Source organism: Aminobacter sp. NyZ550 (genome assembly GCF_025628925.2).
GTDB classification, from domain to species: domain Bacteria; phylum Pseudomonadota; class Alphaproteobacteria; order Rhizobiales; family Rhizobiaceae; genus Aminobacter; species Aminobacter ciceronei.
On sequence record NZ_CP114190.1, the window covers coordinates 1,212,626 to 1,232,053 of the forward strand.

Here is a 19,428-nt window from a genome sequence, read left to right on the forward strand (position 1 = left end):
GTGCAGGCTGCAAGGGCAGCCGCCGCGTCTGCAAGCCAGATGGCTCCCGCCGGAAAGGCGAAGAAGGCCAAGCCTACGGCTGCACCAGCCGCGGGGTTGATGTCTGCGCCGGTCAAGCCTGCGCCCAAGGCGGCAGCCGGCAAGGCATCCGCCGCTGTTCCTGCCAAGCTAGCGGCAAAGGCTGAGACGAAGCCTGCGGCCAGAGCAAGCAGGCCTGCCGTCTTGAAAGAGGCGGTCAAGCCCGCGGCCAAGGCAGCGTCGGCACCTTCAAAGCAAGTCGCCAGGGGGGATGCGCCGAAGGCTGCTGCCAAGACAACGACCAAGGCCCCGGCGAAGGCTGCTCCGGCAGCCAAGCCAGCCGCTGTATCGGCCAAGCCGGTTGCCAAAGCCACGACCGCTGCGAAGCCGACCGGCACGGCCACGCCGCCGGCGAAACCGGCTGCCAGGGCGACACCAGCCGCGAAACCTGCTACCAAGACAGCAAAGGTCGTAAAGTCTGCAGTCACGGCCACGCCGGCACCAAAGGGCAGCGCCAAGCCTGCCCCGGCTGCCAAGCCAGCGGTCGCCAAAGCCGAAACGAAGACGCCAGCAAAACCGTCATCAACGGCTGCGACAAAGGCGCCCGCCAAGCCGGCTGCGAAGGCTGCGGCCAAGCCGGCCGCCAAACCTGCGGCGTCAACGCCCAAACCGACTGCCGCCAAGCCGGCGGCGTCCAAACCTGCCGCCGCGAAGCCCTCAGCTCCGAAGACCATCTCCAACGTACTTGCCGCTCCGCGTGGCGGCGTTGCCGACCGGCTCATCGCGATCAAGGGCATCGGGCCGGTCAACGAAAAGAAGCTCAACGAGCACGGTATCTTCCATTTCGACCAGGTGGCGGCGTGGAAGAAGTCGGACATCGCGGCGGCCGAGGCCTATCTCGCCTTTGACGGCCGCATCGAACGGGAAGACTGGGTGGGGCAGGCCAAGGCGCTGGCGCGTGAAGCGGCCAAGCCGGCGAAAGCCAAGCGCGGAGGTGGCAAGTGACGGCTAAGACCTTGCTCGACATCAAAGGTGTCGAGACCTACTACGGCAACATCCGCGCCCTCAGCGGCGTCGACGTCGCTGTCAATGAAGGCGAGATCGTCGCGCTGATCGGCGCCAACGGCGCTGGCAAGTCAACGCTGATGATGACCATCTTCGGTACGCCAAGGGCGCGCCGCGGCACCATCACCTTCGCCGGAACCGACATCACCGACATGCCGACGCACGAGATCGCGAGGTTGCGCATCGCGCAATCGCCCGAGGGCCGGCGCATCTTCCCGCGCATGACGGTGATGGAAAATCTTCAGATGGGCGCAAGCCTCGACAACCTCAAATACTATGATGAGGACGTCGAGAAGGTGTTCACGCTGTTTCCACGTCTCAAGGAGCGCATCGGCCAGCGCGGCGGCACGCTTTCCGGCGGAGAGCAGCAGATGCTGTCGATCGGCCGCGCGCTGATGGCTCGACCCAAGCTGCTGCTGCTCGACGAGCCTTCGCTCGGTCTGGCGCCGCTGATCGTGAAGCAGATCTTCGACGCCATCCGCGAGCTCAACCGCACCCAAGGGCTGACCGTGTTCCTTGTCGAGCAGAACGCCTTCGGCGCGCTCAAGCTGGCGACGCGCGGCTACGTCATGGTCAACGGCGTCGTCACGATGAGCGGCACCGGCAAGGATCTGCTCGCCGATCCCGAGGTTCGCGCAGCCTATCTCGAAGGCGGCCGTCACTAGGAGATACCATCATGCACGGCATTCTCTACGAGGAAGCCTCGATCTGGCAGTTCCTGTTCGTCAGCTGCCTGCTGGGTGGATGGGCGGCCTGGATGACCGGACGCGCCTGTGCCCAGACCTGGCGCAGCTACGCGCAGCTCGTGTTGTACATTCTGGGGCTTGGGCTCGGCGTACGCTTCATCCACCACGCGCTGTTCGAGGGCACCATGTTCTCGCTGCAGTACTATATCGTCGACACCGTCATATTGCTGGTTTTTGCAACGCTTGGTTACAAATACACCCGCACCAATCAGATGGTGAAGCAATATCACTGGCTCTATGAAAAGGCCTCGCCGCTTTCTTGGCGCGCCAAGTCTTGAGGGGGTTCTAACGCGCCGATTCGCCAATGAATCGGCGTGACAACTGCCGGAAAATCGGCAAACTCACCTTTCTGCGATATGGGTGGGCATCGCATGAAAGAACATCCACGCCCACTCAACTAATGGGAGTGTTTCAATGAAAAAGTCACTTTTGTCGGCTGTTGCACTGACCGCGCTTGTGGCGTTCAGCGGCAGCGCATGGGCCGATATCATTGTTGGCGTCGCTGGCCCGATCACCGGCCCGAACGCAGCCTTCGGAGCGCAGCTCCAGAAGGGCGCCGAGCAGGCGGTTGCCGACATCAACGCCGCGGGCGGCATCAACGGCGAGCAGATCAAGCTGGTTGTCGGCGACGACGTTTCCGATCCGAAGCAGGGCATCTCGGTCGCCAACAAGTTCGTCGCTGACGGCGTCAAGTTCGTGGTCGGTCACTTCAACTCGGGCGTCTCGATTCCGGCTTCGGAAGTCTACGCCGAGAACGGCATCCTCGAAATCACCCCGGCTGCGACCAACCCGCAGTTCACCGAGCGCGGCCTGTGGAACACCTTCCGCACCTGCGGCCGTGACGACCAGCAGGGCGCCATCGCCGGTGCATATCTGGCTGAGAAGTTCAAGGACGCCAAGATCGCGGTGATCCACGACAAGACGCCTTACGGCCAGGGTCTGGCTGACGAAACCAAGAAGGCGATGAACGCTGCCGGCCTGACCGAGGTCATGTACGAAGGCGTCAACATCGGCGACAAGGATTTCTCGGCACTCATCGGCAAGATGAAGGAAGCCGGCGTCACCATCATCTACTGGGGCGGCCTACACACCGAAGCCGGCCTGATCATCCGCCAGACGGCTGACCAGGGCCTCAAGGCGAAGCTGGTTTCGGGTGATGGCATCGTCTCGAACGAACTCGCCTCGATCGCTGGCGACGCTGTTGCCGGTACCCTCAACACCTTCGGTCCCGATCCGACGCTGAACCCGACCAACAACGCGCTGGTCGAAAAGTTCCGTGCCGCCGGCTTCAACCCCGAGGCTTACACCCTCTACTCCTACGCAGCGATGCAGGTCATCGCCGAAGCTGCCAAGAAGGCTGGTTCGGTCGATCCGCAGGAAGTGGCGAAGGCAATGAAGGCGAACACCTTCCCGACCGTGCTTGGCGACATGGGCTTCGACGAGAAGGGCGACCCGAAGCTGCCCGGCTACATCATGTATGAATGGGTGAAGGGCGACGACGGCAAGTACACCTACAAGCCGCAGAAGTAATTTCAGCAGGGTCTGCTGATGTGAGATGCCCGGCGCGAAAGCGTCGGGCATTTTTTTGTGCCGTGGAAAAATGCCGGTCTGACCCGACGGAAATTAAATCGATTTAGCAATGTGTGTTTTCGGTTGCACCGCAGCATTTTCCCGCTAATCATTCGCCGCCTCTTAAATATCCGGTTCCCTGGAGCGTATTCGTGCCGATCAGCAAGATCCTCGTCGCCAACCGATCCGAAATCGCCATCCGCGTCTTCCGCGCGGCCAATGAGCTGGGGCTCAAAACCGTGGCGATCTGGGCCGAAGAGGACAAATATTCGCTGCATCGCTTCAAGGCCGACGAAAGCTACCAGGTCGGCCGTGGTCCCCATCTCACCAAGGACATGGGACCGATCGAAAGCTACCTGTCGATCGAGGAGATCATCCGCGTCGCCAGGCTGTCGGGTGCCGATGCCATCCATCCCGGCTATGGTCTGTTGTCGGAGAGCCCCGAGTTCGCTGACGCCTGTGCTGCCAATGGCATCACCTTCATCGGGCCGAAGCCCGAGACCATGCGCCGGCTTGGCAACAAGGTGGCGGCGCGCAATCTTGCCATTGAAGTCGGTGTGCCGGTGATCCCGGCGACCGACCCTCTGCCCGACGACATGGACGAGGTGAAGAGGCTCGCCGCCGAGGTTGGCTATCCCGTCATGCTCAAGGCCTCATGGGGTGGCGGCGGTCGTGGCATGCGCGCCATCCGCAGCGAGGCCGACCTCATCCGCGAGGTGACCGAAGGCAAGCGCGAGGCCAAGGCGGCGTTCGGCAAGGACGAGGTCTATCTTGAAAAGCTGATCGAACGCGCTCGCCATGTCGAGGTGCAGGTGCTGGGTGACACCCATGGCAACGCCGTGCACCTGTTCGAGCGCGACTGCTCGATCCAGCGCCGCAACCAGAAGGTCGTCGAGCGCGCACCAGCACCTTACCTCAGCGAGGAGCTGCGCCAGGAGCTGTGCGGTTATGCCCTCAAGCTCGCCCGCGACACCGCCTATATCGGCGCGGGCACTGTCGAGTTCCTGCAGGATGCCGACACCGGCAAGTTCTACTTCATCGAGGTCAACCCGCGCATCCAGGTTGAACATACCGTCACCGAGCAGGTGACCGGCATCGACATCGTCAAGGCACAGATCCACATCCTCGACGGCTTCGCCATAGGCACGCCGGAATCGGGCGTGCCCGTCCAGGCAGACATCCGCCTCAACGGCCATGCCTTGCAGTGCCGCATCACGACCGAGGACCCGGAGCAGAACTTTATTCCCGACTATGGCCGCATCACCGCCTATCGCGGCGCCACCGGTTTCGGCATCCGCCTCGACGGCGGCACGGCCTATTCGGGCGCGGTCATCACCCGTTTCTACGATCCGCTGCTGGAAAAGGTCACCGCCTGGGCGCCGAACCCGGTCGAGGCGATCGCGCGCATGCATCGGGCGCTGCGCGAGTTCCGCATTCGCGGCGTGGCGACCAACCTGACCTTCCTCGAAGCGATCATCACACACCCGTCGTTCCGCGATAATTCCTACACCACCAGGTTCATCGACTCGACGCCCGAGCTGTTCGCGCAGGTCAAGCGCCAGGACCGCGCCACCAAGCTGCTCAACTACCTCGCCGACGTCACCGTCAACGGCCACCCGGAGACGCGTGGCCGCGCCGCGCCCAATCCAGAGGCCGCAGCACCCGTCGTGCCGTGGTTCACCGGCCCGATCCCCGACGGCACCAGGCAGATGCTCGACCAGCTTGGCCCGGAGAAGTTCGCGGCCTGGATGCGGGCGCAGAAGCAGGTACTGATCACCGACACGACGATGCGTGACGGCCACCAGTCGCTTCTGGCGACGCGGGTGCGCACCCATGACATCGCCAAGATTGCCGGTACCTATGCGCGCGCGCTGCCGCAGCTGCTGTCGCTCGAATGCTGGGGCGGTGCCACCTTCGACGTCGCCATGCGCTTCCTGACCGAAGACCCGTGGGAGCGGCTATCGAAAGTCCGTCAGGCGGCGCCCAACATCCTGCTGCAGATGCTGCTGCGCGGCGCCAACGGCGTCGGCTACACCAACTATCCCGACAACGTCGTCCAGCATTTCGTTCGCCAGGCTGCATCAGGTGGCGTCGACCTGTTCCGCGTCTTCGACTGCCTCAACTGGGTCGAGAACATGCGCGTGTCGATGGATGCGGTCGGTGCCGAGGGCAAGCTCTGCGAAGCGGCGATCTGCTACACCGGTGACATCCTCGACCCGAACAGGGCGAAGTACGACCTGAAGTATTATGTCGGCCTCGCCAAGGAGCTGGAAGCGGCCGGCGCGCACATCATCGCCGTCAAGGACATGGCGGGCCTGCTCAAGCCGGCTGCGGCGCGCGTGCTGTTCAAGGCGCTGCGTGAGGCCACCGACCTGCCGATCCATTTCCACACCCACGACACGTCGGGCCTGTCGGCGGCAACCGTGCTGGCGGCGGTCGAAAGCGGCGTCGATGCCATCGACGCGGCCATGGATGCCTTCTCCGGCAACACCTCGCAGCCGTGCCTGGGCTCGATCGTCGAGGCACTGCGTGGTTCGGATCGCGACCCGGGCCTGGCGCCCGAATGGATCCGCCGCATCTCGTTCTACTGGGAAGCCGTGCGCAACCAGTATGCCGCCTTCGAGAGCGACCTGAAGGGACCCGCTTCGGAGGTCTATCTGCATGAGATGCCGGGTGGCCAGTTCACCAACCTGAAGGAACAGGCCCGCTCGCTCGGCCTCGAGACCCGCTGGCACGAGGTGGCGCAGGCTTATCACGACGTCAACCTGATGTTCGGCGACATCGTCAAGGTGACGCCGTCGTCCAAGGTCGTCGGCGACATGGCACTGATGATGGTCAGCCAGGAGCTGACCGTCGCCGACGTCGAGAACCCGGCCAAGGACATTGCCTTCCCGGACTCGGTGGTGTCGATGCTGCGCGGCGATCTCGGCCAGTCGCCTGGCGGCTGGCCGGCGGCACTGCAGAAAAAGGTGCTGAAGGGCGAGACACCGATCACCACGCGCCCCGGTTCGCTGCTCAAGCCGGCCGATCTCAAGGCCAACCGCAAGGAAATCGAGAGCAAGCTCGGGCGCAAGCTGTCCGAGGACGAGTTTGCCTCCTGGCTGATGTACCCGAAGGTGTTCACCGACTTCGTCGGCGCCCAGGACACCTACGGTCCGGTCAGCGTGCTGCCGACGCCGGTCTATTTCTACGGCATGAAGCCGGAGGACGAGGTTTTCGTCGATATCGAAAAGGGCAAGACGCTGGTCATCCGTTGCCTCGCTGTCGGCGACGTCGACGAGAAGGGCATGGTGACGGTGTTCTTCGAACTCAACGGCCAGCCGCGCCGCGTCAAGGTGCCGGACCGTGCCCATGGCGCATCCGCCTCCAAGGCACGGCGCAAGGCCGAGGCGGGCAACGACGCCCATGTCGGTGCGCCGATGCCGGGCGTCGTCTCGACGCTCGCCGTCTCAGCCGGCCAGCCGATCAAGGCCGGCGACGTGCTGCTGTCGATCGAAGCCATGAAGATGGAAACGGCACTGCATGCCGAACGCGACGGCACCATCGCCGAGGTGCTGGTGCGTGCCGGCGACCAGATCGACGCCAAGGACCTTTTGGTCGTCTACGGCTGATCTCGCTCAGGGTCGGGGGCTCAGAACAGCCCCTGACCTGCCTTTGCTTCTTCCGCCACGGTGCGGCGGATCAGGTTTTTATACATGTAGCCGCGCTGGCCTTTGTAGACGACCGTGCACCAGTTGCAGTCGACCTCGGCCTCGATCTCGGCATTGGCCGGAACGACGACGATCACCTTGGCCTCGTCGGCAGGTCCGTCACGCAAATTGGCGTATTTCACCACCTTTGCCGGGCGCAACTCCGGCAGCGGACCGGTCGTCGCCTGGGCAACATTACCGGTCTCGCCGTCTATCATGCCGGTCTGCTGCTCGAGCATCGCCACCTCCGTTTCCGTCTCCGCCACCTGGACGTCGATCGAGCCGCGCAATTCTTCCGTTGGAATGACCGTGGTCGGCGCTGGATCGGGCGCCTGGTCGGCGGCCGTGGTCAATGGCGTTGTGGCCGTCTCGCCTCGCTCGTCCGGGCCGGCAACTGCCGTCGCCTGGGGCTTTTCGAAATGGCTGGTTGCGGGTGCCGAGGCCAGGGCTGACAGGAGCGAGGCCTGTGTTGGCGCCGGCACTGCCGGAACCGGAGCGGCAGCTGTCTGACCGGTGGCCGATGCGATCGGCTTGGCTGTCTCGGCGGGGATTTCCGTGCCGGGGTTCTTGGTTTCGAGGCGCGGGGGCAGGACGGCTGCGGTTTCTATCGGGTCCGGCTTGTCGCTGCCGGTGAGCCCGAATGCGACGATGGCGATCGCCAGCGTCGCAGCTGCGCCAAGCAAGCCGATTTCGAGCTTCGACAGATGCAGCCGGGGCAGACGGGCGGCGAGGCCGCTTGATATCCCGGCAAGCCGGAAGGCGGGGGTATTCATGGTACAAGACTCCACACTGGTACAGCCCGGCGACATGCCGAAGCCGACCCCCAACCCGATTTGGCATGCAATGTATCGAAACGATTGCGAACGTGGAGTGTGTTGCCCGTCCCGCCGCAGTTTCCAAGCTTCCCTGCTAGCCCAGCTATTCGACGGAATTCGGGCAATCGTTAACCTTTGTTACCGTCCTGGCCCAATGCTTGCCATGGAAGCTGACTTGACTGGCTTCTAAATCGATTTAAAAATCAGCATTCGCCTTGAAATGCGGTGGTGATACCGGGACCTGTCGAGCTTGGCGGTCACTTTTTGAATCCGACGATCACGGCAGGTTGAAATCGATTTCAGCTGCCAGGCAGCTATGTTAGGAGTCGCGCTCGATGAGCATCAAAGACGCCACCCCGACACCCGCCAACGCTTCGGCCCGATGGGCTGTCGCAGCAGCATTTTTCATGAACGGCTTCATGACCGGAAGCTGGGCGCCGCAGATTCCGTTGCTGGTCACCCGGCTCGGCATCAGCGAGTTCGTGCTCGGCCTGTTGATCCTTGGTTTCGGCATCGGCGCGCTGACGGCGATGCCGTTCTCCGGTTACCTGATGACCAAGCGCGGCTCACGCCCTGTTGTCATCGGCTTCGCCTGGATTCTGGTCTTTGCACTGCTGATGGTAACCTTGGCGCCCAATGTCTGGCTGACTGCGATGACGATGTACATCTTCGGCGCCACGGCGGGCGCCATGGATGTCGCCATGAACGCCAATGCCGTTGCGGTGGAAAAGCGGCTGTCGCGCGCCATCATGTCGTCGTCGCACGGCTTCTGGAGCCTTGGCGGCTTCGTCGGCGGCGGGCTTGGCGGCATCATCATCCAGCAGTTCGGGCATCTGCCGCATGCCTTGTTCGTCACGCTCGTTGCAGCGGCCATGACCGCCTTTGCCCTGCGCTATCTGATCGAGGACAAGCCGGTGGCGCATGAGCATCGGCATTTCCGCATGCCGCGCCTGGCGGCCATTTATCTCGTCGGTGTCATGGCGCTGTTTTCGATGATCCCGGAAGGTGCGGTGCTCGACTGGGCGGCGCTCTACCTCAAGCAGGAACTTGGCGCCGACATCGCTACCGCCGGTTTCGCCTTTGCCGCCTTCTCCGGCATCATGGCACTGATGCGGTTCCTGGGTGATGGTGTCCGCAACCGCTTCGGCGCGGTCAACACCCTGCGCGTCTCGGCGCTGGTCGCCGCCGCCGGCATGCTGGCTGCAGGCCTTGCGCCCAATCCCTGGATCGCCATCGCCGCCTTCGCCATGTGCGGGCTGGGCGTCGCCAACATGGTGCCGATCGCCTTCTCCGCCGCCGGAAACCAGCCCGGCGTGGTGCCGAACATCGGCATGAGCGTGGTCACCACGATGGGTTATTCAGGCATACTGGTGGCGCCGTCGGCGATCGGCTTCGTCGCCGGCCATACGGGCTTTGCGCCTGTTTTCGTCACCTTGTCCGGCCTGCTGGTCGTGGTATCCGTCATGGCCGGGCTCGCCCGCCATGCCGACTTCAGGGCAATGACTCAAGCGGCGCCGGCGGAATAACGCTTCAGCTCTTCATGCAGGAAGTCGACGACGCGACGGATACGTACGCTTGCGCGCACGTCGCGATGCATGGCGAGCCAGACCGGCAGTACAGGCAGCGGCAGGTCAGGCAGGACGACCTCCAACCCCGGTTCGCGGTGGATCAGCGGCAACTGGCCGATACCCACGCCGTTGCCGGCCCGTACGGCCTCCCAGAGCACGATGTGGTTGTCGGAGCGGAAGCGGAAGGCATGCCGCGTCATCCCGGGGTAGAAGCGTTCGAGGCCGCGGATCATCTCGTCGCTGCGGTCGAACCCGATCAGGTCATGCTGCTGCAGATCCTCCGGATGCCCCAGCCGGCCGCGGCGGTTAAGATAGGTTGTAGCAGCGCACATCCGTAGCGCGATGTCGGTGACCTTGCGGGCCACCAGCTCATTCTGGGCCGGCTGCACCATGCGGATCGCGATGTCGGCGTCGCGGCGCAGAAGATTCTCGACCTGGTTGGACGCGACGACCTCGACCTCGATGCCCGGCTCTTCCATTCCGAGACGCGCCAGCATCACAGGCAGGACATGGGCGGCAACCATCTCGCTCGCCGCGATCCGGACCGTGCCTTCGATCGCTTCCACCGCGCCCAAAGCGAGTCGCGCGAATGATGTTGCCTGTTCGCTGACGGCACGGCCCCGCTCGAACAGCAGGCTACCGGCCTCGGTCAGCATATAACCCTGGCGGCCGCGCCGAAACAGCGTGACGTCGAGTACGTGCTCGAGCTCGGCGATATGGCGACCCAGGGTCGGCTGGCTGGAGCCCAGTTTGCGCGCCGCGGCCGACAGGCTGCCGGTTTCGGCAACCGCGACGAAGCTTCGGATGAGGTTCCAGTCGAGCTCAGGCATCTATACAAAAATGAATATCAGGTTGCCATTTCCAGTCAATTTATTTCCCGAAATGAATGAACGACATTGCGGTCACACAACAGGAGTGACCGACATGACCAAGATCGCAATATTGGGTGCCCGCGGCCGGCTTGGCCGCGCCGTCGCCAAGGCCTTTCTCGACGCGGGATACCAGGTGAGGGCCATCACCCGCGACGGCACGCTGCCGGCTGAGCTTGCTGGCGCCGAACCGTTCGCCGCCGACGCGCTCGACCGGCAGTCGCTTGTCGCTGCCACACGTGGCATGGACATCGTCTTCAACGGCCTGAGTCCCGTCTACACCGACTGGAGCTCGGTGCTGCCGATGGCCGAAAACGTCATGGCTGCCTGCCACACCAATGGCGCGCTGCACATGGTTGCCGGTACCGTCTACAACTTCGGCTCGCCGATGCCTGCCGTCATATCAGAGGACACGCCGCAGCGACCGACGACCGACAAGGGCCGCATCCGCGCAGAGCAAGAAGAGCTGTACCGGAACGAGGCCGATGCCGGCCGGGTTCGTACTGTGTTGCTCAGGGCCGGCGACTTCTTTGGCGGCAAGGGCACGGGCTCCTGGTTCGACCTGATCATCGCCTCCAAGCTGGCCAAGGGCGCCTACACCGCGCCTGGCCCCGTGGATCTCGTTCATGCCTGGGCCTATCTGCCCGATCTCGCCAGAACGTTTGTGGCGCTGGCCGACAGGCGAGAGTCTCTCGGCGCCTATGAAAGCTTCAATCTCCCGGGCCACTCCCTGACCGACCTGGAGATCAAGGCGGCAATGGGGCGTGTGACAGGCCGCAAGCTCAAGCTCGCCAGCATGCCGTGGTGGGTGCTGCGCGCCGGAAGCCCGTTCGTGCCGATGTGGAAGGCGATCGTATCGATGTCCTATCTGCGCTTCGAACCGCATCGCCTCGTCTCGAGGCGGCTGGGAGCCGCCATCGGCGAGATCCCGCACACGCCGCTGGACGAGGCGGTGAAGGGCGCGCTCGACGATCTTGACTTGCTCCCTTCCAGACTCAAGTCGGCCGCCTGAAGCCTTTCAGCTTCCAGCCGGTGACTGTGCATGAGATAGTTGCCGTGTGGGGGGCGTCGGATGAGCGCGTTGACCGGTATCGCCTTGTTGCTCGCAGCTTGCAGCGGCGCCGGCCGTGGCCGACGCGCTCTCCGACAGCCGGGACCTACACGACACGATCTCCGCCCGGTCGGCCGTGCTTGAAAGCCTGATCGAGAAGGTGGACGACGCCGCCCAGACTGCCGCCGACATCGAGAGGCTCGTCTATGTGCCAAGCTCGAAGCGGGAGAAGGCCTGGGCTTTGAAGGCCATGGATGTGGGCGGGGCCGCCAACCCCTACAGAAAGTACGGCGTCTGCCTTGAGGCGTCGTCCGACTTCAATGCTTATGTCACCGATGTCCAGCATGCGTTGCGGACCGGGGCGTCCCGGCCCGGCACGATTACCGCAAGGGGCTGGCGACCTGCGCAGGCTTGCTCCAGTCGCCTTAGCCGGTTGGTCCGCTGACGGTCAGATCCGCCCCATCAGCATCAACACCAAGAGCACCACGAGCAGGATGCCGACGATGCCCGATGGGCCATATCCCCATCCGCGCGAGTGCGGCCAGGCCGGCACCGCGCCGAGCAGGATCAGGATCAGGATGATGATGAGCAGCGTTGAAATCGTCATTGTTCATGCCTCGGATTCTTGGGGTTCATCGAGGCAGCAACGCAAAAGGCCGCCCGGTTGTTCCTGGGCGGCCTTTCATGGGGTCCTGCTTGGTCAGTCTATTCCGCTGCCTTGGGGAAGGCGACAGCAGGTTCGTCGGGGCTAGGCGCCGGGGTGGCGCTAGCCTCGACCTTGTCCTTCCGGTGGAGAAGCTTGCTGAACCAGCCACGCTGGCCGGGCTTGCGTTTCTCGCGGGTGAACACCATCAGCATCGCCGGCGTCACCACCAGTGTCAGCACGGTGGCGAACGACAGGCCGAAGACGATCGCCGAGGAGAGCGCGATCCACCACTGCGTCGACGGGGCGTTGATCGTCGTCTCGTGGTGGAAGATCTCCAGGCCGAGGCCGAAGGCGATCGGCATGACGCCAAGGATGGCCGACAGTGCGGTCAGTACCACGGGCCGCGCGCGTTCGCGGCAGGTCTGCAGCACCGCGTCGAGCTTGTTCCAACCTTCGTCGCGCAGCCGATCATAGGTGTCGATCAGCACGATGTTGTTGTTCACCACCACGCCGGCCAGTGCGATGAAGCCGATGCCCGACATGACGATGACGAAGGTCTGACCGGTCAGCAACATGCCGAGCAGCGCACCGATCACCGCCATGACGACGCAGGACAACACCAAGAGCACGCTGGTGAACTTGTTGAACTGCGCCAGAAGCACGATGAAGATCAGGAAGATCGCGGCGCCGAACGCATTGCTGAGGAAGGCAGCGGCCTCCGCGCTGTCTTCGTTCGACCCGGCGAGCTTCCAGTCGACGCCCGGCTTGGCAATCTCACCAACGGCCTTGGCGACCGCAGCCTGAACTTCGGCGACCTGGAAGCCGCCTGCCACATTGGCCTGGATGGTGATGGTGCGCTTGCTGTCGATACGTTTCAGGACGCCAGCGGTCGGCTCCGGCTTGCGTGAGACGAAGTTGGAGATAGGCACAGACCCTTGTGCCGTTTCGATGCGCAACTCGTCGAGCGCCGACAGCGTGCGTCGGTCCTCCGGCAGACGCAGCCTGATGTCGACCGCGTCGTCCGTGCCCGCGGGCCGGTAGTCGGTCAGTTTCAGGCCCGTGGTCACGAGCTGAACCACCGTTCCGACAGAGGTCGGGCTGATGCCGAACTGCGCGGCCTTGGAGCGATCGACCTCAAGCGCCCAGTCGACCCCGGGGGGCGGCAGGCCATCGGAAAGGTCGATGACGCCGGGAACCTTGGCCACGGTCGCGGCCACCAGCTTGGCATAGTCGTTGAGCCCGGTCGGGTCCGTCGCCGAAAGCTGCACCTGGATGGCCTTGCCGGTCGGCGGGCCGGCGTCCGGAACGCGCACCTCGACATCGACGCCCGGAATGCCGGCCATCGCGACACGCAGGTCGTCGAGGATCTTGTGCGCGGATTCGCGCTCGCGCCAGTCGATGAACTCATAGTTGATGACACCGACGACGTCTTCCGGAACGTCCTCGCCGCCGCGTGTCTTGCCGACCTTGGTCAGTACCGACTTGATGCCGGGCCAGCCGATGATGCGCTGTTCGGCGATGCGTGTTGCGGCGTCCATTTCCTCAAGCGAGAGGTTGCCGCGGGCGTGGACGTAAAGCAGGCCGTAGTCCGGCTCGACCGAGGGGAAGAACTCCACGCCATTGCCGAACTTGACATAGGAATAGAGGCCGCCGCCCAGCAGCATCAGCGTCAGGACGATGGCGGTGATCGGGAAGGCCACGGCCTTCTTGACGATCGCCATGTAGAGGCCGTCGCGGTTTTCTTCCTCGCCATGAAGCGGCGCCTTGCCGATGATGGCGCCGATCGCCGGGGCAAAAATCAACGCATAGGCCATCGAGGCGGCGAGCGTGACGATCAGTGTGATCGGCAGATATTTCATGAAGTCGCCGACGATGCCTGGCCAGAACAGCAGCGGCGAAAACGCCGCGATACGAGTCAGGGTCGCCGCAATGACCGGTCCGGCCATGCGTTTGGCGGCTTCCTCGAACGCCTGCGCCTTCGGCATGCCTTCCGACATGCGGCGCTCGGCATATTCGGTGACGATGATCGCATCGTCGACAAGCATGCCAACCGCCAGAATGAGCGAGAACAGCACGATCATGTTGATCGTGTAGCCCATCAAGGCAAGCAGCAGGATGCCGATCAGGAACGAAGACGGGATCGCCAGTCCGATCAGCATCGAGGCGCGCCCCGAAAGCGCATAGAGAATGACGATGAAGACCAGGATGACGGCAATCATCACGTGGTTCTGCAGGTCGTTCAGCAGCTGGTTGACGAAAACCGATTTGTCCTGGGTGTAGGTCACCTGCAGGTCGGGCAGCGCCTGTTTGCTCTTTGCCACGAACTCTTCGGCAACCTTCTTCGAGCCTTCGATGGTCTCGACGACATTGGCGCCGATGCGCTTCTTGACCGCCAGCGTGATCGCCGGCCTGCCGTCGATGCGGGCGATCGTCTCGGCGTCCTTGAAGGTCGAACGCACGGTGGCGACGTCGCGAACTCGGACGACAGCGTTCGGGCCGGCCACGACAGGCAGGTTTGCGACGTCCTCCGGCGTTTCGATCAGCGACGGCACCTTCACCGCGTATTTGCCTTCCGCTCCCTCGATGGTACCGGCGGCGACGAGACTGTTCGATGCGCCGACGCCCTGGATGAGCTGGTCGAGCTGCAGGCCATAGGAAGACAGCTTTACCGGATCGACGATCGCCTCGACGAGCTCGTCGCGAGATCCCTGGATCTCGGCCTCGAGCACGCCGGGCACCTCTTCGATGCGGTCGCGCAGGTCCTTGGCGGCGGCGGTCAGAGCGCGCTCCGGAATGTCGCCGGACAGCGTGATGAACACGACCGGGAATTCGGACAGATTCACCTCGTTGACTGTCGGTTCCTCGACCCCCGCGGGGAGGTCGCGCTTGGCGTCCTGCACCTTGTTGCGCGTGTCGATCAACGCATCGCCCAAATCGACCGACGGATCGAATTCGACGACGACGTTGGCGCCGCCCTGATAGGCGTTCGACTTCATCTCCTTGAGCCCCTTCAGGCTCTTGAGCTGAGATTCGACAGGGCGCAGCAACAGTCGTTCGGCGTCTTCAGGCGAAATGCCGTTGTAGACCAGGCTGACATACATGATCGGAATGGCGACGTCCGGCTCGGCTTCCTTGGGCACGGCGCGGTAGGCAAGCGCCCCCGCGATGACCAGGAAGAGCAAGACCGAAAGGGTCAGTCGCGCATTGCGGATCGCAAGGCTGACGATATCCATTTTTACTGCGTCCCGGCTGCGCTTTCAGCGAGTTTCTTGAGGGCCGCCTCGTCGGCGACCTGGGCCTGCACTTCGTCGCCTTCCTTGACCAGATCCTGGCCGGCGATGATGACCTTCGCGTCAGCTGGGATGCCACCGAGGACGAGACCCTTCTGGGTGTCGTCGACCAGGTCGATCGGGAAGAAGACCACCTTCGACGCCGCGTCGATGGCGCGGATGCCGAGGTCGCCGTTCTGGCCGAGCGTCACCACCGAACGGGGCAACACCACCGCGTCGGTCGGGTTGGCGCGCACGGTGATTTCAGCGGTCATGCCGGCCGGGATGGCATTGTCCTTGTTGGGGACCGCGATCTCGATCGGGAAGGTGCGGGTCTTGGCGGTGGCGTCGCGGCTGATATAGCGAACCTTGCCCTTGACCACTTCGCCGTTGATCAGGCTGACATCGGCCTCATCGCCGATCTTGACGTAGCGCAGGTCGCGCTCGCTGATCTCGCCCTTGGCGAGGATCGGATCGAGACTCAGGATCGTGGCAACCTCGCCGCCTTGCACGACCGAGGAGCCGAGCTCCACAGAAACACGATCGACGACGCCGTTGAACGGAGCCTTGACCTGGTTGCGCGACAGCTCGGCTTCGGATGCCTGGAGCTGCGACTGTGCGGTCTGGTAGTTGGACCATGCAATGTCGCCGGTCAGCTTGGCTGCAGAGCCTGCCTTGGTGAGCTTCTGCGCTGCTTCCCATTCGGCTTTGCGCTGCGACAGCACCGCCTTGGCCGTTTCGACGGCTGCGGCCTTCTCTTCGGCGTCGAGCATCAGGATCAGGTCACCCTGCTTGATGTGGTCGCCCTGCTTGACCGGCAGTTCGGCAATGATGCCGGCCGCACGAGTGGCAAGCGTTGCGCGCTTTTCTGCTTCGGTCTGGCCGGAAATGCGGATGGCGCGGGCGTGTTCGACGCGTGGCGGCGCGACAACCATGACAGTGCGCAGCGGCGCCTTTGGTTGTTCTGCGGCCTGGGCAGGTTTTTCGTCGGGTTGAGTCTGAGCGCTGCCCACCGAAGAGAATTCGCCAGTGCCCATCCACGCGGCGAATGCCACGAGCACGACCAAGGCTGCAAGCTTATGGAACCTAATCTTCGACATTGTCGTTATCCGTTAAGGACGGTTGCGGCTACCGCCATCTTGCCTGGCGCGTCGCCCCGATATGGTGGCGCGCAATACCGCATTCAATCCGCCGCGGGGGCAAAGCGGCGGAAGGGCGTCTTCTACATCAAATGAAGATTACAAAATAGTGATAAAAAAGAATGGAAACATCATCCTGACAAAACTGGCAGGAGGTGTCAGCACGCCGTGGTTGCTTGTCCCCAATGGCGGATTTTCGCGGGTTAGTTGTGCTGGCGAACGGCTGCTGGCTTGGTTCTGGTGGCCAGAAACTCGCGGACGCGGCGCCCGACCGAGGGGCCATGCAGCGGCTTGAAGCCGTCGTCGAGCTGCCCGGATAGGTCGAGCGTGGCCTTCGTGCCCACCGAATCAAAGTTGTCCTCGAGCCAGTCGCTGGCCGCCGTGCGGCCAAGGTCGCGCAAGTATTCGAGGAAAGCCCACTCGGCATTTACCTTCGACGACGCTGAAAGATCCTTGAACGCCTCGTCGGCGTCGATGCGGTGCATGCGGATGTCGCGGAACTCACCATGAGGCAGGCGGCCTGCGGCGATCAGCTCCTTGATGAAGGCGATGGCGCGGAATTCGCGCAGCAATCCGGCATTGAAGGTGATCTCGTCGATGCGGTTCTGGATTTCGTTGGCCGTCTTCGGCGTCTGTTCGCGGATGACGGGGTTGATCTGGACGAGCAGGACGTCGTCCGTTTCATTGGCCTTGAAGAACGGATAGATCGCTGGATTGCCGCCATAGCCGCCGTCCCAATAGGGCACGCCATTGATCTCGACGGCCTGGAAGATCTGCGGCAGACAGGCCGAGGCCATCACCGTGTCGAGGTCGATCTCGCCGTCGCTGAACACACGCAACTGTCCGGTCTCGACATTGGTCGCCGAGATGAACAGGTCGATGTCCTTGCAGGCGCGGACATTGGCGAAGTCGATCTCCTCGGCGACGACGTCCCGCAGCGGGTTGAGGTTCAGGGGATTGGCGACATAGGGCGACAGCACCCGCGACATGGTGTCGAACCAGATGTAGCCGGGGGTGTTCTCGATCGACCAATTGCCCCACAGCACGTCCCATGGCGAACGCTGCACCGGGCTGAAGCGTCCCTTTCGTGCGACTGCCCGCCAGAACCCAGCGAGCTTGGCGCGTGCTCCCTCGGCACCGCCGCGGACCCAGCCGTCGGCCAACGCCACCGCGTTCATCGCGCCGGCGCTGGTGCCGGAGATGGCCCTGATGTCGAGCCGGCCGTCCTCCAGCAGGCGATCGAGCACGCCCCAGGAGAAGGCTCCGTGCGAACCTCCACCCTGCAGCGCCACGTTGATCGGCTTGTTCTCCTCCGCCGTGCCGTTTCCAGTCATGGCGTCATTGTCCTTTGTGTCGGGGTTCGTCTACCTGGCGGAGCGTTACTGAGCCGTCCAGCCGCCATCGACCGAGATGTGGGTGCCGTTGATCTGGCTTGCCGCCGGGGAGGCGAGGAAGACGGCAGTCGCTGCGATCTGCTCGACGGTGACGAATTCCTTGGTCGGCTGGCGGTCGAGCATGACCTCGCGGATCACCGTCTCGCGGTCCATGTTGTGTGCCTTCATCTGGTCGGGGATCTGCGCCTCGACCAGCGGGGTCAGCACATAGCCGGGGCAGATGGCGTTGCAGGTGATCTTGTCCTGCGCCAGTTCCAGCGCCACCGTCTTGGTCAGGCCCATAATGCCATGCTTGGCCGAGACATAGGCAGACTTGTAGGCCGAGGCTACCAGGCCATGGGCCGAGGCGATGTTGATGATGCGGCCGCTGCCGGCCTTCTTCATCAGCGGGATCGCGGCCGCGGTGGTGTGAAACGCCGACGTCAGGTTGATGGCGATGATGGCGTCCCACTTCTCTGTGGGGAAGTCCTCGACCGGGGCGACATGCTGGATGCCGGCATTGTTGACCAGAACGTCGACGGTACCGAATTCCTCGGCGGCCCTGGCGACCAGCGCCCGGCATTCGGCCGCCTTGGACATGTCGGCCTTGATGTAGACGACCTCGGCCTTGTGTTCCTTCGACAGCCGTTCGGCGATGGCATGGTCGGCCGGCGTATCGGAAAAGGAGTTGATGACGACGTTCATGCCGTCGCGGGCAAAAGCCTCGGCGATGGCGAGGCCGATGCCGGAGGTCGAGCCGGTGACGATGGCGGTCCTGGTCGCGGTCATGCAGGAAAATCCTTCGGGAATCTTTATGGTGCGATGCAACATATACGTGCTGTGCGGCGCAAAAGAAGCACCGCTGTCGCACAGTTTCGTGAAATTGTGGGGTGAGGACCGAGTCTTTCCTACCAGTCGTCGTAGGCCGGGCACTCGGATGAGGCCTGCTTCGACAGCAGGAAGCGTTTGTCGTCGGCGCCGGACGATAACTCGACCCCGCCTTCTTCGTCCTCGCCGCAATCCGATGTCATACGCAGTCGGCCGAGCGCCTCGAGATCGACCACTATCTTGCCGCCGACGCTGCGTTTGACCATCACGCCGCCGCCGTCGCAATCGACGCCGCAGAAGATCGACTTGCCGTCGTCGCTGGGGCTGCATTCGCCCATCGCGCTGAGCGGCTTCGCCTGCTTGTGGCCGCGCAGCCTGGCCAGGACCTCGAAATAATAGTTGCGCTGGCCCTTGGGGTAAAACGCGTCCGGCTCGTGAATGTAGTAGGCGATGCGGAACTGCATTTCCGTCACCTGCTGCTTCGGATGCGCCTTGAGATGCGCTTCGTCGTAGATCCGGCCGAAACAGGCGCGTGCGCCGGCTTCAGGGGGGATGAAATTGGCGAGTTCACCCTCCTTGCCGGGTTCGATTGCCTGGGTGCGGGCTTGGGCGCAAACTAGCAGTGCTGACAGGGCGACAAGCGGCAAGACGGGACTGCGGAGCGATGCTGCCATGAAATCCCCCATGGATGTGGGGCCACACCACAGCATTGGACGCCGTTGTTCATCTCCGCATGCTGCCAGGTTAACGCCGCCCTTGGCGGGCGCGACCACCTGCGATATT

The 19,428-nt window shown here is 63.5% G+C and carries 15 protein-coding genes and 1 pseudogene; 8 read left to right on the plus strand and 8 right to left on the minus strand.

The genetic code is table 11. The features are described from left to right. Positions 1-768: 768 nt before the first annotated feature. The 5 genes and pseudogenes from N7E70_RS30895 to pyc form a co-directional block, all read left to right on the plus strand. Positions 769-1,023 (plus strand): annotated as a pseudogene (locus tag N7E70_RS30895) (ATP-binding cassette domain-containing protein); the annotation flags it as partial. Further along, positions 1,020-1,748, plus strand: coding sequence for an ABC transporter ATP-binding protein (locus N7E70_RS06005; protein WP_067956640.1), 729 nt, complete (start codon positions 1,020-1,022; stop codon positions 1,746-1,748). The pseudogene N7E70_RS30895 and the gene N7E70_RS06005, both read left to right, overlap by 4 nt. A gap of 11 nt (positions 1,749-1,759) precedes the next feature. Beyond that, positions 1,760-2,107 (plus strand): DUF6867 family protein, encoded by a 348-nt coding sequence (locus N7E70_RS06010; RefSeq protein WP_067956643.1) that lies wholly within the window; start codon positions 1,760-1,762, stop codon positions 2,105-2,107. A 136-nt stretch (positions 2,108-2,243) separates the two neighbouring features. Further along, positions 2,244-3,359, plus strand: a complete 1,116-nt coding sequence (locus N7E70_RS06015; protein WP_067956644.1) for a branched-chain amino acid ABC transporter substrate-binding protein — start codon at positions 2,244-2,246, stop codon at positions 3,357-3,359. A gap of 191 nt (positions 3,360-3,550) precedes the next feature. Continuing rightward, positions 3,551-7,009 carry a pyruvate carboxylase gene (pyc, locus tag N7E70_RS06020; protein ID WP_067956648.1) on the plus strand — a complete coding sequence of 1,153 codons (3,459 nt, stop codon included), beginning with the start codon at positions 3,551-3,553 and terminating at the stop codon, positions 7,007-7,009. Between the two features lie 20 nt (positions 7,010-7,029). Here pyc and N7E70_RS06025 read toward each other — a convergent pair whose 3' ends face one another. Next, positions 7,030-7,860 (minus strand): SH3 domain-containing protein, encoded by an 831-nt coding sequence (locus tag N7E70_RS06025; protein ID WP_263005792.1) that lies wholly within the window; start codon positions 7,858-7,860, stop codon positions 7,030-7,032. A gap of 377 nt (positions 7,861-8,237) precedes the next feature. On the opposite strand from N7E70_RS06025, the gene N7E70_RS06030 reads away from it, so the two are divergent. Continuing rightward, complete coding sequence (locus N7E70_RS06030; protein ID WP_263005793.1) at positions 8,238-9,428, plus strand: MFS transporter; 1,191 nt, start codon at positions 8,238-8,240, stop codon at positions 9,426-9,428. Here the strand turns inward: N7E70_RS06030 and N7E70_RS06035 are convergent. Further along, entirely contained in the window at positions 9,407-10,300 is an 894-nt protein-coding gene (locus tag N7E70_RS06035; protein ID WP_263005794.1) for a LysR family transcriptional regulator, read from the minus strand. The two genes, N7E70_RS06030 and N7E70_RS06035, sit on opposite strands and share 22 nt — an antisense overlap. Before the next feature lie 94 nt (positions 10,301-10,394). Here N7E70_RS06035 and N7E70_RS06040 point away from each other — a divergent pair, with 94 nt between their 5' ends. Further along, complete coding sequence (locus tag N7E70_RS06040) at positions 10,395-11,351, plus strand: NmrA family NAD(P)-binding protein (protein ID WP_263005795.1); 957 nt, start codon at positions 10,395-10,397, stop codon at positions 11,349-11,351. 115 nt (positions 11,352-11,466) lie between these two features. Then, on the plus strand, positions 11,467-11,835 hold the full coding sequence (locus N7E70_RS06045) for a hypothetical protein (protein ID WP_067956656.1): 369 nt from the start codon (positions 11,467-11,469) through the stop codon (positions 11,833-11,835). A gap of 3 nt (positions 11,836-11,838) precedes the next feature. Here N7E70_RS06045 and N7E70_RS06050 read toward each other — a convergent pair whose 3' ends face one another. From N7E70_RS06050 to N7E70_RS06075, 6 genes are all read right to left on the minus strand, one after another. Further along, the gene (locus N7E70_RS06050; protein ID WP_083948446.1) at positions 11,839-11,997 is read right to left on the minus strand and encodes a DUF3309 family protein; all 159 of its coding nucleotides are present in this window, start codon (positions 11,995-11,997) and stop codon (positions 11,839-11,841) included. Between the two features lie 98 nt (positions 11,998-12,095). Beyond that, entirely contained in the window at positions 12,096-15,269 is a 3,174-nt protein-coding gene (locus N7E70_RS06055) for an efflux RND transporter permease subunit (protein ID WP_263005796.1), read from the minus strand. 2 nt (positions 15,270-15,271) lie between these two features. Then, the gene (locus tag N7E70_RS06060) at positions 15,272-16,405 is read right to left on the minus strand and encodes an efflux RND transporter periplasmic adaptor subunit (protein WP_263005797.1); all 1,134 of its coding nucleotides are present in this window, start codon (positions 16,403-16,405) and stop codon (positions 15,272-15,274) included. Positions 16,406-16,647: 242 nt separating this feature from the next. Then, a complete protein-coding gene (locus tag N7E70_RS06065) occupies positions 16,648-17,778 on the minus strand; it encodes a patatin-like phospholipase family protein (RefSeq protein ID WP_067956662.1) in 1,131 nt (376 codons plus the stop codon). Positions 17,779-17,823: 45 nt separating this feature from the next. Next, a complete protein-coding gene (locus tag N7E70_RS06070) occupies positions 17,824-18,606 on the minus strand; it encodes a 3-hydroxybutyrate dehydrogenase (RefSeq protein WP_083948733.1) in 783 nt (260 codons plus the stop codon). Positions 18,607-18,725: 119 nt separating this feature from the next. Continuing rightward, positions 18,726-19,292 carry a hypothetical protein gene (locus N7E70_RS06075; RefSeq protein WP_269441446.1) on the minus strand — a complete coding sequence of 189 codons (567 nt, stop codon included), beginning with the start codon at positions 19,290-19,292 and terminating at the stop codon, positions 18,726-18,728. Positions 19,293-19,428: the final 136 nt, after the last annotated feature.